This is a genomic window from Mesorhizobium zhangyense (assembly GCF_011045115.1).
Lineage (GTDB): Bacteria > Pseudomonadota > Alphaproteobacteria > Rhizobiales > Rhizobiaceae > Mesorhizobium_M > Mesorhizobium_M zhangyense.
On the sequence record NZ_JAAKZG010000013.1, the window covers coordinates 1 to 13,429 of the forward strand.

Here is a 13,429-nt window from a genome sequence, read left to right on the forward strand (position 1 = left end):
CTTCATCACCAAACGATCCCCGTCCGGAAGCTTCGCTTCCCTGGCAATGGTAGCTCCGAGTCCCGCAGACGATATCCTCAACGGCACAGGCTCAAAGCCCAACCCAACAACAACCATTTTCATCATAAATCACTGGCCGTCCCGATCTAACCATCGGACGGCCTTTTTGACGTTCTACTATCCCGTGCCCTGGTGTGATGCCGGCGCACCTTCCAGACCGGTAACGACCGAGCGCCGAACGGAAAACACTCAAGCAAAGGGGATGTTTGCCTCGCACACAGCGATTGGCCGCTTCGCGCCTCATCCGGGCCACAGAAAACCAGCTTCGCCACTTCCCGAAAGCAGACATCGCCGGCTGTCTGAGACGGCTATGGTTACCGCTTCGACCGGCTCCGGGTGATGCCGGCTATTAAAAGGGGACTAGAGGGCTATGGAGGAGATAAACTTGTCTTCTTCACCTGGCGCGGCGCGTCATCTTCTCGAATCTCATCGCTAAGGTAACGGCGTAGGTAGACTGTGCGCGCTGGGTTCCATCCCACGCGAACCTGCCCATCTAGTGATTGTGAATGACGAGCCGTTCACCGCGAGTCATTCTTCACTTCACGGTGGTATTGCCTACACTCGCATGCCTGGATGAAGCTTAAAGCTTCTTGTCAGGCGTAATCACGACGAATGCCTTGGCTTCCTTGCCGTCGATCGCAACACCGTTATGATCGAAAGAGGCCTCGAACTGGATGCAATCTCCTGGCCCCAGAATGATCTCGGTTCCAGCATAGTCGAAACGAATGCGTCCTTCCAGTACGAGCAGGACCTCTTCGCCGGCGTGGCGGAAATTCGGCAGGTGGGCATCCTCGATGCAGGGCAGGGTCAGGAAGAAGATTTCGGATCGCGGATTGGCCTTGTTGAAAGAGGCTATTTCATAAACATAGCCGAGTTCGCTTCCATTGCGGTTGATCAGCCTCCGTTCGTCGGCGCGAACGATGGAAATCGGCCCCTTCTCGCCAGGCGAGATGAACACTTCCGAAAGTGGGACACCGTAGACATCCGCAAGGCGGCTCACCACGGCGATGGAGGGCTGCGAAGCTCCGGATTCGACCTTCGAAAGGTAACCTTTCGTCACGTCGGCCTGCCGCGCGGCCGCCTCCATCGTCAGATTGGCGGTTTTGCGAAGCCGGCGCAGGGCCGCGCCCAGTTCCCCCATCCTAGCGCTTGCGTCCATTTCTTCCTCGGTCAGGCAATCACAATCTGCCACGGGTATCGCACAAATCTTGTTGACATAAAAGTTTTTATATAGGAAACAATCAGGAAACATCGGTCGTAACCTGGGAGGAGATAGGATGCGACAGTACGTGCAGCGCTCGCAGTCGGCATGGGTCGAGAATCCGCGCAGTGCGCTCGCGAAGTTCTCCATCCAGAATCCGGAGGCATTGTGACCGGTCCGTCCTTTGCCGGTCTTTCCGCCTCGGCCGCCATCCGCACGGCGGCTGCAGGCCCGACTGTCGCGTCCCTTTTTCGGGATTGTGCCCGCGCAAATGCCAATGCTCCTGCAGTCATTCAAGCCGGAAGCGCTATCAGCTACAAGGAACTCAACGGTCGGGTAAACCGTCTCGTTTCGGCTCTGAAAGCCCGTGGCGTATCGAGGGGCGATCGCCTTGCGATCGTTTCCGAGAACCGGCCGGAATATATCGAGCTCATACTGGCATGCGCCAAGATTGGAGCATTAGCGGCGTGCCAGAACTGGCGGCAGGCAGCACCGGAACTCTCTCATTGCCTGAAACTTGTCGAGCCGAAGTTGATCTTCGCATCGTCGCGGTTTGCTCCGACGGCGGAAAACCTCGGGCTGGCCGTCCCGTTGGTTGTTTTCGGTAACAGCTATGAGAGCATTGTCGAAGCCGGATCGCCGGAAGAGCCTTTGCTGGCGGCAGACGCCGAGGATGGGCTTCTGATCCTCTATACGAGCGGAACCACCGGCCTTCCCAAGGGCGCCGTGATCAGTCACCGCGCAATTATTGCGAGGGCGCTGGTGATGATGGCCGATTGGTCTATTCGCCGGACCGACGGATCGATCGCCTGGTCGCCGCTCTTCCATATGGCGGCGGCTGACCCGGCTCTCGCCGCGCTGTGCCACGGCGCGCCGGTGTATGTCGTCGATGGTTTCAATGCCGAGATGATCAGCAATGCCCTGTCGGAGATTGACGTTGGCTGGTTTGTTCTCATGCCTGGCATGATCGAACGCATGATAGAGGTGCGGCGTCGTGCGCCAAATGCACCCCGGCGCGTTGCCGTGGTGGGCTGCATGGCCAATCTGGTTCCGCCGGCACAGATCGCGGAAATCTCCGGGTTGCTTGCCGCGCCGTTCCTGAACAGCTTTGGATCGACCGAAACCGGGATAGCGCCGGCAAGTGGCGACAAGATCCCCCCGGGCGTCCAGCCGGTTTCCTTTGCCAAGAAGCAAACCTCATCCTGTGAGATTCGGCTGGTCGATCATGGCGACAGGGAGGTTGCCCCCGGCGAAGTCGGGGAAATGACCCTCCGCTCCACGACACTCTTCAGCGGATACTGGAACGCACCGGAAGCAAGCGAACGCGACTTCAGAGGTGGCTGGTTTCACATGGGGGATGATTTCATACGCAGCGCCGATGGAACCCTCCAATTCATCGATCGCCGGAAATACCTGATAAAATCGGGGGGCGAAAACATCTATCCGGCCGAACTCGAGTGTGTGCTCAGGGAGTCGATACGGATACGCGAAGCTGTCGTCGTGCGGCAGCCGGACGATCGTTGGGGAGAGGTACCCGTTGCCTTCATCGTCCCCCAGGATGAGCGCCTGACCGCGGACGAGGTCCTTGCGCTCCTTGAGGGTAAAATCGCTCGGTACAAGCTTCCCAAGCGCGTCGTCTTCCTGCGCGATGAGGATCTGGAACGCAACGCGACAGGCAAGATTCAGCGCCAGCCTCTGGAACACAGGCTGGTGGCCGAGATGAAGGGGGAGGCAGGCAAATGAGCCCGTCTTTCCGGCCCGCATTCGCATTCACGCAGGAGCAAATAGTCGTCGCCATTACCTTGGCTCTGCTCGTGCTGTTTTCCGTAACGCTCGACAGCTTTCTGACGGCGGGCAACATCCTGGCCCTCATCCAGAATGTTTCCATCCTGGGGATTCTCGGCGTGGCCATGGCGCTCGCCATTATTGGCCGGGGCATCGATCTGTCCATCGTGGCCAATATGGCGGTGTCGGTCGCCTGGGTGCTCCAGCTTTCCAACAATGGCGTGCCGATCGAAATCGCCATCGTCATGGGGCTGGGCCTGGCGCTGGCCATTGGGCTCGTCAACGGGTTTCTGGTCGCCTATGTTGAGATCCCAGCCATCTTCGCCACGCTTGCAATGGGCACCGTAGCCTATGGCTTTGTGCGCTCGCTGCTGCTCGAGGACAATCTGATCTATCTCAAGGGTGCGGCCGACACATGGTTCAAGTGGATCGGCAGTGGGCAGGTTGTCGGCATCCCGAATTCGGTGCTGCTGTTCGGTCTTGTCGCGGTTGTGGCTCATGTGGTCCTGCGGATCACAGTGCCGGGGCGCTTCATTTATGCTATGGGAGACAACCCCACCGCAGCGCGCTCCACGGGTATTCCGATCCGTCCGCTGATCGTGCTGCAATACGTGACAGCGGCCGCCATCGCCTTCGTGGCCGGTGTTATCGCGGCGACTTCGGTCGACAGCGTCGAAACCCGCATTGTCCGCTCCAACCTGGTCTACGACGTCATTCTTGTCGTAGTCATCGGGGGCGTAGGCCTGTCGGGCGGCAAGGGCAGCATCCGCAACGTGATCGTAGGGACGCTTCTGATCGGCGTGCTCGTCAACGGCATGACGATCATGAACGTCGCCTACACGCTGCAGAACATCATCAAGAGTCTGATCCTGCTCACGGCGATCGTCATCGATTCGCTCATGAACCCGCGTGACGAGCAGACATCGCAGCAGGGGGATATCTGACTTTGAGAAAGACTGCGTAAAGGATCACTTGAGAGGAGGAATTCAATGTTGGACCATGGGAGGAAAGCAATGAATAGATGTATCCTGGCGGCCGCATTGACCGCAATTGTCGGTTTGTCGGGCCTGGCGGCCATAGCGCATGCCGAGCAGCCTGACGACGGGCTGGTCAATGAAAGTGCGGCGGCGATGAAGGGCAAGAAGGTCGGCTTCGTGCCGATCGCCATGGGTTTCGACCTGACGGAGGCCTGGGCAGCCGGGTTGAAGCACGATGCGGAGGCTTTCGGCTATGACCTCAGCATCCGCGACCCCAACTGGAGCGTCGACGCCGGCGCGCAGGCCTTTTCCCAGCTCATATCCGAACAGCCCGATGTCATCGTCGTGCATCCGCCGGAAATCCAGGCCTATACGCGCCTGATCCAGCAGGCGAATGCACAGGGCATTCCGGTGGTGACGATGAACCTCAAGGCCGACGCCAATGGCGACGTCTTCATCGGCGCCAACTGGTACGACATCGCCGTGAAGCAGACCGAGGCCATCGTAAAATCCTGTGGCCAGGGCAGCGGAAAGTCGGGCAAGATCGCGGTCATGCAGGGCGTGCTGACCAACCCGACGTCGCAATACGGCATCCAGGCTATCGAAGCGACGCTGAAGCAGCATCCCGAGGTGCAGATCGTTTCCAATCAGGCGGCCGACTGGGATGCCAGCAAGGCGCATGCGATCGCGGTGACGGTTCTGAAGGCCAATCCGGATCTTTGCGGCTTCATCGGCATGTGGGACAACATGGACGTCGGTATTGCGGCCGCGATCAAGGAGGCGGGCAAGACCGGCGAGGTTGCGCTGGTCAGCTCGGGCGGTGGAAATCAGGCATCTGCCTGCGACAATGTCGCGAACGGCAACTTCAGCACCTACATCAGCTATGACGCGAAAGGCCAGGCGCGCGACCTGATGATGGCCGTGCGCTCCGTTCTTCAGAGCAAGCCGGCAGAACCCGGCACCAAATCCATCGCGCTCTACACGCCCCTCAAAACGATCACCAAGGAAAGCAACTATCCGGGCGCCTGCTGGAATCTGGACGACGTCAAGAAGTACGGCCCCTGACAGCTGCGAACCGGTGCCCGGCCTGAACGAGCGCCGGCTGCCTCCTGCAATTCCGTGATGGATGACGTAATGCGCGAAACGCTCACACGACTGCGCTACAGGCTCGTGCCGGACCATGTTCTTGGCGAGATTCTCGCCAAGAACTGGATCGACAACGCGATCCCGTTCGTCATCTTGTTGCTTACGCTTTCGATTTTCGGGGCATTGATTCCGGGTCTGGTGACCCTTGGCGGCCTTGGGGGAATGTCGGCACAATTCGGCGAGTTGTTGCTCGTTGTCCTCGCCATGACCATCGTGATGCTCGGCGGCGGCATCGACCTGAGCGTTGGTTCGGTCTTCGCGCTATCCAACTTCGTGACCCTTGCGCTCTTCAATATGCTGGGCTGGCCTATTCCACTGGCAATCCTTGCCGCGCTCGCCTGCGGCGCGGCGGTGGGACTGGTCAACGGATTTCTGGTCGGCTACCTGCGGCTGCGGGCTTTCCTGACGACCCTGGTAACGCTCATCATTGTCCGCGCGGTCGTCGACATGCTTATCCTCGCCTATGCAGTGAAGGTGGCGCGGCCCAGTACACGATCCGCGATCTGGGATTTCATAAGCTTCGACCGGGTATTCGGCATGCCCGTTTCCCTGATCTTTGCACTGCTGCTTGCATTCGCCGGTCATATCTTCCTGACGCGGCTTCGGCCCGGCTGGTACATTCTTGCCGTCGGCGGCTCGCGACGCTCGGCCTACAACGCCGGACTGCCGGTGCGCCGGACTGTGGCGATGACCTATGTCGTCTCCGGCATGCTGGCCGCTGCTGCCGGTGTCTTTTATGCCTCGCGCCTCAACGCTGCCGGATCGGATACCGGCGTCGGCATGGAGGTGTTGGCGCTGACGGCAGCGGTTGTCGGCGGCAACAGCCTTGGCGGCGGCCGTGGGTCCGTCTTCAAGGCCTTGCTCGGTACGGTGATCGTCCTGATCGTCTCGAACAGCCTTATCCGTCTCAGCCTCCCGACCGGTGGCAGTTCGCTCGTGCTTGGCCTGGTGCTGCTTGCTGCGGTTGCCATCGACGTCAAATGGCTCAAGAACCGCGCAAAGGTTCTGTCGCGGGTCTATGTCTCGCCGACCTACATGAAACTGGGGCGCTCGCCCGATACCGCCGAGCACTCTGGCTCGCCTTACGCCGTCAACGATCGGTTGAAGAATGTCGAGCTTATCGGCCTCGGCGAAATCGACGGGCCGGAAGATCCGATCCTCGACGCGCAGGGCAACCTCTACAGCGGCACGCGCCAGGGCGACATCGTCCGCTTCCTCGCCCCGGACTACACACGCAAGGAAGTCTTTGTCCACACCGGCGGGCATCCGCTCGGCATGGCCTTCGACCGCGACGGCAATCTCGTGACCTGCGTTGCCGGAATGGGCGTCTACCGGATCGGACCCGACCGGAAGGCCGTCAAGCTTTCCGACCAGACCAACCGTAGCTGGTTCTCGGTCATCGACGATTCACGCATGCGGCTTGCCGACGATCTGGACATCGCGCCGGACGGACGGATTTTCTTCAGCGAGGCGACGATACGCTTCGATATGTCCGAATGGATGGTCGATGCGCTCGAGGCGCGCGGAAACGGGCGCATCATCTGCTTTGATCCGCGCAACGGGTCGACCCGCACCGTCATTTCAAACCTGCGTTTTCCGAACGGCATCTGCATGGCGCGGGACGGTCAGTCCTTTTTCTTCGCCGAGACCTGGGGTTGCAGCATCTCGCGTTACTGGTTCGACGGGCCGAAGCGCGGCAAGCGGGAGGTCGTGATCCCTGATCTGCCCGGCTATCCCGACAATATCAACCGCGCCTCGGACGGCGGTTACTGGCTGGCCCTCGTGGGTATGCGCACGCCGGCCTTCGACATGGCCCTGCGCAAGCCGGGGTTCCGCAAGCGCATGGTGGAGCGCATCGCGCCGGATGAGTGGCTCTTCCCCAACATGAATTATGGCTGCGTGGTCAAGTTCGACGAAAGCGGCCGCATCACCGATTGCCTGTGGGATCGCAGCGGCGCCAATCATCCGATGATCACCTCCATGCGGGAGGATCGCGGCTGGCTCTATCTGGGCGGTGTCTCCAACAACCGCATCGGCCGCTACCGGATACCCGGAGCCGACCCGGAATGGACTGCCGCCGCATCTTATCGCGGAGAGAAGCCATGATCGCAGCACTTTCCCGCTGGGTTGATCGTGTTCGCGGTTCGGGCGCCTTTGCGGTGACGACACCGCCTATGGACGGAGCGTTGCAGCCGAACCAGGCGATCGAGAGTGCAGAGCTGGTGCGCGACCTGACCGCGCCGGACAATCTGGTGCGGCTCAGCGACGATGTGCTGGCTTCCTCCGATGCGGACGTTGTTCGACTCGATGGCCGGGGCGGACCCCTGCACAGCTTCGATGCGAATGTCAGTGCACTCGCGACCGCACTGGACGGGTCGTTGGCCGCAGGGCTGGAAAACGGTCGCATTCTGCTCAAAGGCGGCAGGTATGACGGATTTTCGCTGGATGCTCTCGGTTCGCATCCTCTCGTCTGCCCCACGGCGCTTGCCTTCGAAAATCCCGATACGCTGATCGTCTGCCTCGGCTCCCGCCGTAACGGGCCGCATTCGTGGAAGCGCGATCTCATGCAGCGCGGATCGAGCGGGTCTGTCTGGAGGGTGCCGCTGGGCGGTTCGCCGGTGTGCCTGGCCGAAGGCCTCGCCTATCCAAACGGCATCTTGCTTTCGGAAAACGGACGCCTGATCGTATCGGAAAGCTGGCGCAGCCGTCTCCTGTCCATCGAGCCGTCGGGCAGGATTGAAGCCGTGCTGAGCGACATTCCAGGCTATCCGGCTCGCCTGATGCCGCGCACCGGCGGCGGTTCCTGGCTGACTGTCTTTGCGCCGCGCAGCCAACTCGTCGAGTTCGTGCTCATCGAACGGGATTTTTGCGAAGAGATGATGCGCGATGTGCCTGAGGAATTCTGGATCGCTCCGTCGCTCACCGCCCCGCAATCCTTCCTCGAGCCGCTTCAGGGCGGCTCGTTGAAACAACTCGGCATGCTGAAACCTTGGGCGCCGACGCGTTCGTTTGGGCTGGTGCTTGCCCTTGACGAGCATTTTCGGCCGATGGCGAGCTGGCACAGTCGCGCCGATGGCACGCGGCACGGCATCACGTCCTGCATGGAGGACGGCGCCGGGCTGTTGATCGCTTCCAAAGGCGGCAATGCGGTTTTACGGCTGTTTCCGGATGACGGGGGGCGTTCATGAGCGATGCTCCTGCCCTGATAGAGATGCGTGGGGTCACCAAGCGCTATGGCGGCATCCCTGCCATCGAAAAAGTCGATTTCACGCTTCGTAAGGGTGAGATCCATGCCTTGCTGGGTGAGAACGGTGCCGGGAAGTCGACGCTTACGAAATTGATGGCTGGCGTCGTCGCGCCCACGGCCGGTGAAATCCTACTCGACGGGAAACCGGTTTCCTTTGGTTCGCCGGCCGAGGCCATGCGGGACGGCATCAACATGGTCTATCAGGAGAACAGCCTGGTTCCTTCCATGACCGTGGCCCAGAACATCTTCCTGGGTGACGAGAGCTTCTTCAACAAGCTTCGACCGCTTTATATTGCCGCACAGCAGTTTCTTCAGTCGCTGAATTTCAATGTCGACCCATGGGCCAGCGTTGCAGGACTTGGCGTGGCCAAGAAGCAAATGGTCGAGATTGCGAGAGCAGTGCGCCAGAACGCGCGCGTCATCGTCTTCGACGAGCCGACCGCTTCGCTGACGCCGGAGGAGAAGCACCACTTCTTCGCCTTGATCCGCCGTTTGAAGGCCGACGGCGTTTCGATCGTCTTCATCAGCCATGCATTGGAGGAGGCTTTGGAAATTTCCGACCGCATCACCATCCTGCGCGACGGAAAATTGGTGATGAGCGATGACCGTTCGAAATTCGACCGCGAGCGGATCGTCACCGCTATGGTCGGCCGCGCGCTATCGCGTGACCTTTACGGCGAAGGAACCAAGACCTACCGGAAGGCCGGCGAGAAGGTGCTGAGCGTGCAGAACCTGTCCATGGGCAAGGTGGTGCGCAACACCTCCTTCACCGTCTACGCAGGTCAGGTCACCGGCATGTTCGGGCTCATCGGGTCAGGCCGAACCGAAACGGCCAAGATCATCGCCGGCATCGCCAAGCGAAACTTCCTGCACGGCGGCGAAACCAGGCTTGGAGAGCGGTCTGTGCGCTATCGCGTACCAGGGCAGGCCGTTCGGGACGGTATCGTCTACGTCACCGAGGATCGAAAGGTCGAAGGTTTCTTCGACACCATGTCGATCGCCGAGAACATCGGCATTGGCCACATCGCCGCCGGTTTCAACAAGGGGCTGGTAGTCAGGACCTCGGAGATCGCAGCGATTGCCCGCACCTGGAGCGAAAAGCTGGCGGTGCGCTCGATAAACGCCGATGCTCGCGTCATCGAGCTTTCCGGCGGTAATCAGCAGAAGGTCGTGATCGCCAAATCCCTGGTGCAGAAACCACGGATCATCATTTTCGACGAGCCGACGCGAGGCGTGGATGTCGGCGCGATCGCCGAGATCCACCAGCTTATCGAACGCCTCGCTGACGACGGTCTCGCCGTTATCGTCATCTCGTCCTACCTGCCGGAAATCCTCGGCATCTCCGACCGCATTCTGGTTTGCCAGAAGGGGCGCGTGGTTGAGGAATTCCGAACCGAGGACGCCACCGAAGCAAAGATCATGTACGCCGCCGTGCACTGAGCGGCGACACCGAAAAACCATGGAGAGTGCAGTCTGATGCAGAAAGTAAGAGCAGCGGCGGTCGGGATAGGCGAGGTGCCTTCTGGCAGGTTCCCGGAACGAAGCGAGATTGAAGCGGCTATTCTCGCTTGCCGGGATGCCATTCTCGATGCCGGCATGGCGCCGACGGATATCGATGTGGTCATGCCGGTCGGTGCGCTGGCGTCGCGCCACTTCAATGTCGATCTCGTTTTCTCACGGCTCTGCGAAGAACTCGGTATGCTCCGTTCGGCGAAGATGAACGTGCAGGTGATGTCAGGCGGCGCAACCAGCTCCAGCATGCTTGCCATCGCCGAAGGTCTTATCGCCGGCGGCCTTGCGCGCAATGTTCTCTGCATCCATTCCGATGCGGTCGGATCGCTGCCCAAGCAGGCGGGCATCGATCTCTTTTCCACCACGGGGGTTTCCGAAGAGTGGGAAGCGCCCTACGGGCACAACATGAACGCGGTCGGTGCGCTCGCCGCCAACCGCTACATGCACGAAACCGGCACCACCGAGGAGGAACTGGCTTCCGTCTGCGTCGCGCTGCGTCAATGGGCGCAACTCAATCCGCACGCCATGTTCCGCACGCCGCTGACCATAGAGGAGGTGCTGGCGTCGAAAATGGTCGCGACGCCGCTGCGCGCCAAGCACTGCAATATGCTGGCCGACGGCGCTGCGGCCTTCATCGTGGCGCGCGCGGAAGATGCGCCGCACATCACCAAGACGCCGGTCTATGTCCGTGGGCATGGGTCGCTGGTCACGCACTACACCGTCTCACAGGACACCAACCTCGCCCGACTCGGGTTCGAGGAGGCGGGCGCGGAGGCCTACGCCAAGGCCGGCATCGGCCCGGAACACATGCAACTGGCGCAGATCTACGATGCTTATCCGGTCTGGCCGCTCATCACGCTCGATGGGTTGAAGCTGTGTCGCGGCGAGCGGGCGGGGGCCTTCGTGGCGGCAGGCGAGACTTCGCCGGGAGGCTCGCTGCCGATGACGACCAATGGCGGCATGCTTTCGCAGGGTCATACGGCGGTGGGCGGCGGTATTGCCGTTCTGGTCGAAGCTTTCCGTCAACTGATGGGCAAGGCCGGAGAGCGCCAGGTCGCCAATCTCGTGAACGCAGTCGAGACTGCTTCCGGCGGCACGTGGATGGATTCCCACGTCACCATTCTTTCGAAGGAGTACTAGAATGACCAACTCATCCCGACCGCTTCCGCAGCCGAGCCGCTGGTCCGCAGGTTACTGGGAAGCCGCAGCCGAGCGCCGCTTCGTCGTGCAGGAATGCCGCTCCTGCGACCGTCCGATCATGTATCCCAAGCGCGTATGCCCGCACTGCCTCGGCGATGACCTCGGCTGGCGCGCGTCGCCCGGCAAGGGTGAAATCTATGCGGTGACGGCCCAGCTGGCTGGCCCGCCCACGGGTTTTGCCGATCGCCTGCCTTATGTCGTGGCGATCATCCGTCTCGACGAAGGCGTCCAGCTCATGAGCAATATTGTCGGTGACGGTGCATTGGAAGCCAGGATCGGCGACCGGGTGAGCGTCGGCTTTGAGGATGCCGGGGGAACGGTGCTTCCCGTGTTCCGGCTGGACGAGAGCGAGGTGGCGCGATGAGCGCCGCGAAACCGGTCGCTGTCATTACGGGTGGGGCGCAAGGCATAGGGGCGACCACGGCACGCACCCTTTCCGAACGTGGCTGGACTGTCCATTCACTCGACCGCAAACCCAATCCGGATGCCGCCATCGTCAGCCACATCTGCGATGTGACGTCGGAGGCGGAGCTGATGGCGTGCGCGGCAGCGATCGGGGCGCTGGACGCGCTTATTCCCTGCGCCGGCGTCAATCTGCGGCCGGACGACAGCCGCGCCGAGCAGCTTACGCTCGATGCCTGGAATCGCACTTTGGCGGTCAATCTGACGGGCGTCATGCTGACCGTCCGCGCTTTCCGTCCGTTGATGAATAACGATGGCGCAATCGTGCTTCTGTCGAGCGTGGCCGCTCTGCGCGCGATGCCTCTGGCGGATGCCTACACCGCCTCGAAAGGAGCGATCGTCGCGCTCACGCGGTCATGGTCGGTCGACTACGGCCGGTTCGGCATCCGTGTGAACTGCGTGTGTCCCGGCCCGACGGCCACCGAGATGATGTCCGGCGTGATAGATGCTTTTGCCAGCAATCAGCAGCTTCAGCTTCCCCAACAGCGCATGGCACGCCCCGAAGAAGTGGCGAGTCTCATCGCCTTCCTGGCTTCACCCGAATCTTCCTACGTCTCGGGCGCGATAATACCGGTCGATGGCGGTGCGGTTGCGCACAGTGCCGGCATGCCGTTCCCGAAGCGAAAGGCGAGCGCAGCATAGAATTTGGGTTCGGGGCGCGGCCCATCCGAAACTCCGGTCGCCTCTCTGCTCGCAGGAGGCGGCCATTTCCAGTGCTGTGTTGCCGATTTCTTCAACCGTCGGGAAAGGGGCTACACTCGAACGCAATCGCCCTAGCGGCTGCGATGCCTGAGAACAGTCAGAGACCGGCAGCAGCTTGGTTCCAGTATCTTCACAGTGGCTTTCGGATCAGTTTTGCCAGCGCGCCGATAATGCCGTCGCGAAACGTCAGGACGCAGACGACGAAGATAGCGCCCTGCACGACCGTGACCCATCCTCCAAGCCCGGCGAGGTAGTTCTGCATCGCAACGATGACGAACGAGCCGACGATCGGCCCGAATATGGTGCCCACGCCTCCGACCAGGGTCATCAGCACTGCCTCCCCGGACATCGACCAATGGACGTCCGTGAGCGTCGCAAGCTGGAACACGATCGCCTTGACCGCGCCGGCGAGGCCGGCGAGGGCTGCCGAAAGAACGAAGATCGTGAGCTTGTACCGGTTGACGCTATAGCCGAGCGAGATCGCTCTGGGCTCGTTGTCGCGGATGGCCTTGCAGACTTCTCCAAACGGCGAATGAACAATGCGATAGACGCCGAGGAGGCTGGCCATGAAGATCGCAGCGACGACCCAGTAGAGATTGCGATCGCTCGCGAGATCGATGATGCCGAGGAGAAAGCCGCGCGAAAAGCCCTGGATGCCGTCCTCGCCGCCGGTGAATTCCGGCGTCTGGAGCGAGAAGAAGTAGACCATCTGCGCCAGCGCCAGCGTGATCATGGCGAAATATATGCCCTGCCGCCGGATGGCCAGCGCACCGAAAGCCGCGCCGAGCAGAGTTGCGACGGCAACGCCGGAGAGGATCGCGAGTTCGGGCGGCAATTTCCAGCTCGCCGCGCCATAGGCGGAGACATAGCTCGCCATGCCGAAATACGCGGCATGGCCGAAGGAAAGCAGGCCGCCATAGCCAAGCAGCAGATTGAAGGCGAGGGCGAACAGTGCGAAGCACAGGCACTTCATGATGAACACCGGATAGACGAAGAAGGGCGCCGCCAGCAGTGCCAGAGCGATGGCGATCATGATCATCACATGCAGGCGCTTCGTGCCGCTGTTTTCCGCCGGGACTGTCATGCCGGTCTCGTCCAGCGCCAGCGAGTGCCCATCAGCCATCGTCATTCCTCCTG

Annotated in this window: 11 protein-coding genes; 9 read left to right on the plus strand and 2 right to left on the minus strand. The window is 61.2% G+C overall.

Annotated elements, in window-relative coordinates:
* Positions 1 to 640 precede the first annotated feature (640 nt).
* Positions 641 to 1,411, minus strand: coding sequence for a helix-turn-helix domain-containing protein (locus G6N74_RS23425; protein WP_165120428.1), 771 nt, complete (start codon positions 1,409 to 1,411; stop codon positions 641 to 643).
* Between G6N74_RS23425 and G6N74_RS23430 the strand changes: the two genes are divergently transcribed.
* The 9 genes from G6N74_RS23430 (at position 1,370) to G6N74_RS23470 (ending at position 12,232) form a co-directional block, all read left to right on the plus strand.
* The gene (locus G6N74_RS23430; RefSeq protein WP_165120429.1) at positions 1,370 to 3,004 is read left to right on the plus strand and encodes a class I adenylate-forming enzyme family protein; all 1,635 of its coding nucleotides are present in this window, start codon (positions 1,370 to 1,372) and stop codon (positions 3,002 to 3,004) included. The two genes, G6N74_RS23425 and G6N74_RS23430, sit on opposite strands and share 42 nt — an antisense overlap.
* Positions 3,001 to 3,990, plus strand: coding sequence for an ABC transporter permease (locus G6N74_RS23435; protein ID WP_165120430.1), 990 nt, complete (start codon positions 3,001 to 3,003; stop codon positions 3,988 to 3,990). The genes G6N74_RS23430 and G6N74_RS23435 overlap by 4 nt, the downstream gene beginning before the upstream one ends.
* Positions 3,991 to 4,059: 69 nt before the next feature.
* A complete protein-coding gene (locus G6N74_RS23440; RefSeq protein WP_165120431.1) occupies positions 4,060 to 5,088 on the plus strand; it encodes a sugar ABC transporter substrate-binding protein in 1,029 nt (342 codons plus the stop codon).
* Between the two features lie 69 nt (positions 5,089 to 5,157).
* The gene (locus tag G6N74_RS23445; RefSeq protein WP_165120432.1) at positions 5,158 to 7,275 is read left to right on the plus strand and encodes an ABC transporter permease; all 2,118 of its coding nucleotides are present in this window, start codon (positions 5,158 to 5,160) and stop codon (positions 7,273 to 7,275) included.
* Positions 7,272 to 8,357, plus strand: coding sequence for an SMP-30/gluconolactonase/LRE family protein (locus G6N74_RS23450; protein ID WP_165120433.1), 1,086 nt, complete (start codon positions 7,272 to 7,274; stop codon positions 8,355 to 8,357). The genes G6N74_RS23445 and G6N74_RS23450 overlap by 4 nt, the downstream gene beginning before the upstream one ends.
* A complete protein-coding gene (locus tag G6N74_RS23455) occupies positions 8,354 to 9,856 on the plus strand; it encodes a sugar ABC transporter ATP-binding protein (protein ID WP_165120434.1) in 1,503 nt (500 codons plus the stop codon). Before G6N74_RS23450 ends, G6N74_RS23455 begins: the two co-directional genes overlap by 4 nt.
* A gap of 36 nt (positions 9,857 to 9,892) precedes the next feature.
* Positions 9,893 to 11,068 carry a thiolase family protein gene (locus tag G6N74_RS23460; protein ID WP_165120435.1) on the plus strand — a complete coding sequence of 392 codons (1,176 nt, stop codon included), beginning with the start codon at positions 9,893 to 9,895 and terminating at the stop codon, positions 11,066 to 11,068.
* Between the two features lies 1 nt (position 11,069).
* Entirely contained in the window at positions 11,070 to 11,492 is a 423-nt protein-coding gene (locus G6N74_RS23465; protein ID WP_165120436.1) for a Zn-ribbon domain-containing OB-fold protein, read from the plus strand.
* Positions 11,489 to 12,232, plus strand: coding sequence for an SDR family NAD(P)-dependent oxidoreductase (locus G6N74_RS23470; RefSeq protein ID WP_165120437.1), 744 nt, complete (start codon positions 11,489 to 11,491; stop codon positions 12,230 to 12,232). Before G6N74_RS23465 ends, G6N74_RS23470 begins: the two co-directional genes overlap by 4 nt.
* Positions 12,233 to 12,422: 190 nt before the next feature.
* Here G6N74_RS23470 and G6N74_RS23475 read toward each other — a convergent pair whose 3' ends face one another.
* Positions 12,423 to 13,415, minus strand: coding sequence for a branched-chain amino acid ABC transporter permease (locus G6N74_RS23475; protein WP_376767743.1), 993 nt, complete (start codon positions 13,413 to 13,415; stop codon positions 12,423 to 12,425).
* Positions 13,416 to 13,429: the final 14 nt, after the last annotated feature.

Coding starts and splice junctions, on each gene's coding strand:
- G6N74_RS23430 (WP_165120429.1), top strand. CDS start 1,370: ATGGGTCGAGAATCCGCGCAGTGCGCTCGCGAAGTTCTCCATCCAGAA.
- G6N74_RS23425 (WP_165120428.1), bottom strand. CDS start 1,411: ATGGAGAACTTCGCGAGCGCACTGCGCGGATTCTCGACCCATGCCGAC.
- G6N74_RS23435 (WP_165120430.1), top strand. CDS start 3,001: ATGAGCCCGTCTTTCCGGCCCGCATTCGCATTCACGCAGGAGCAAATA.
- G6N74_RS23440 (WP_165120431.1), top strand. CDS start 4,060: ATGAATAGATGTATCCTGGCGGCCGCATTGACCGCAATTGTCGGTTTG.
- G6N74_RS23445 (WP_165120432.1), top strand. CDS start 5,158: ATGCGCGAAACGCTCACACGACTGCGCTACAGGCTCGTGCCGGACCAT.
- G6N74_RS23450 (WP_165120433.1), top strand. CDS start 7,272: ATGATCGCAGCACTTTCCCGCTGGGTTGATCGTGTTCGCGGTTCGGGC.
- G6N74_RS23455 (WP_165120434.1), top strand. CDS start 8,354: ATGAGCGATGCTCCTGCCCTGATAGAGATGCGTGGGGTCACCAAGCGC.
- G6N74_RS23460 (WP_165120435.1), top strand. CDS start 9,893: ATGCAGAAAGTAAGAGCAGCGGCGGTCGGGATAGGCGAGGTGCCTTCT.
- G6N74_RS23465 (WP_165120436.1), top strand. CDS start 11,070: ATGACCAACTCATCCCGACCGCTTCCGCAGCCGAGCCGCTGGTCCGCA.
- G6N74_RS23470 (WP_165120437.1), top strand. CDS start 11,489: ATGAGCGCCGCGAAACCGGTCGCTGTCATTACGGGTGGGGCGCAAGGC.
- G6N74_RS23475 (WP_376767743.1), bottom strand. CDS start 13,415: ATGGCTGATGGGCACTCGCTGGCGCTGGACGAGACCGGCATGACAGTC.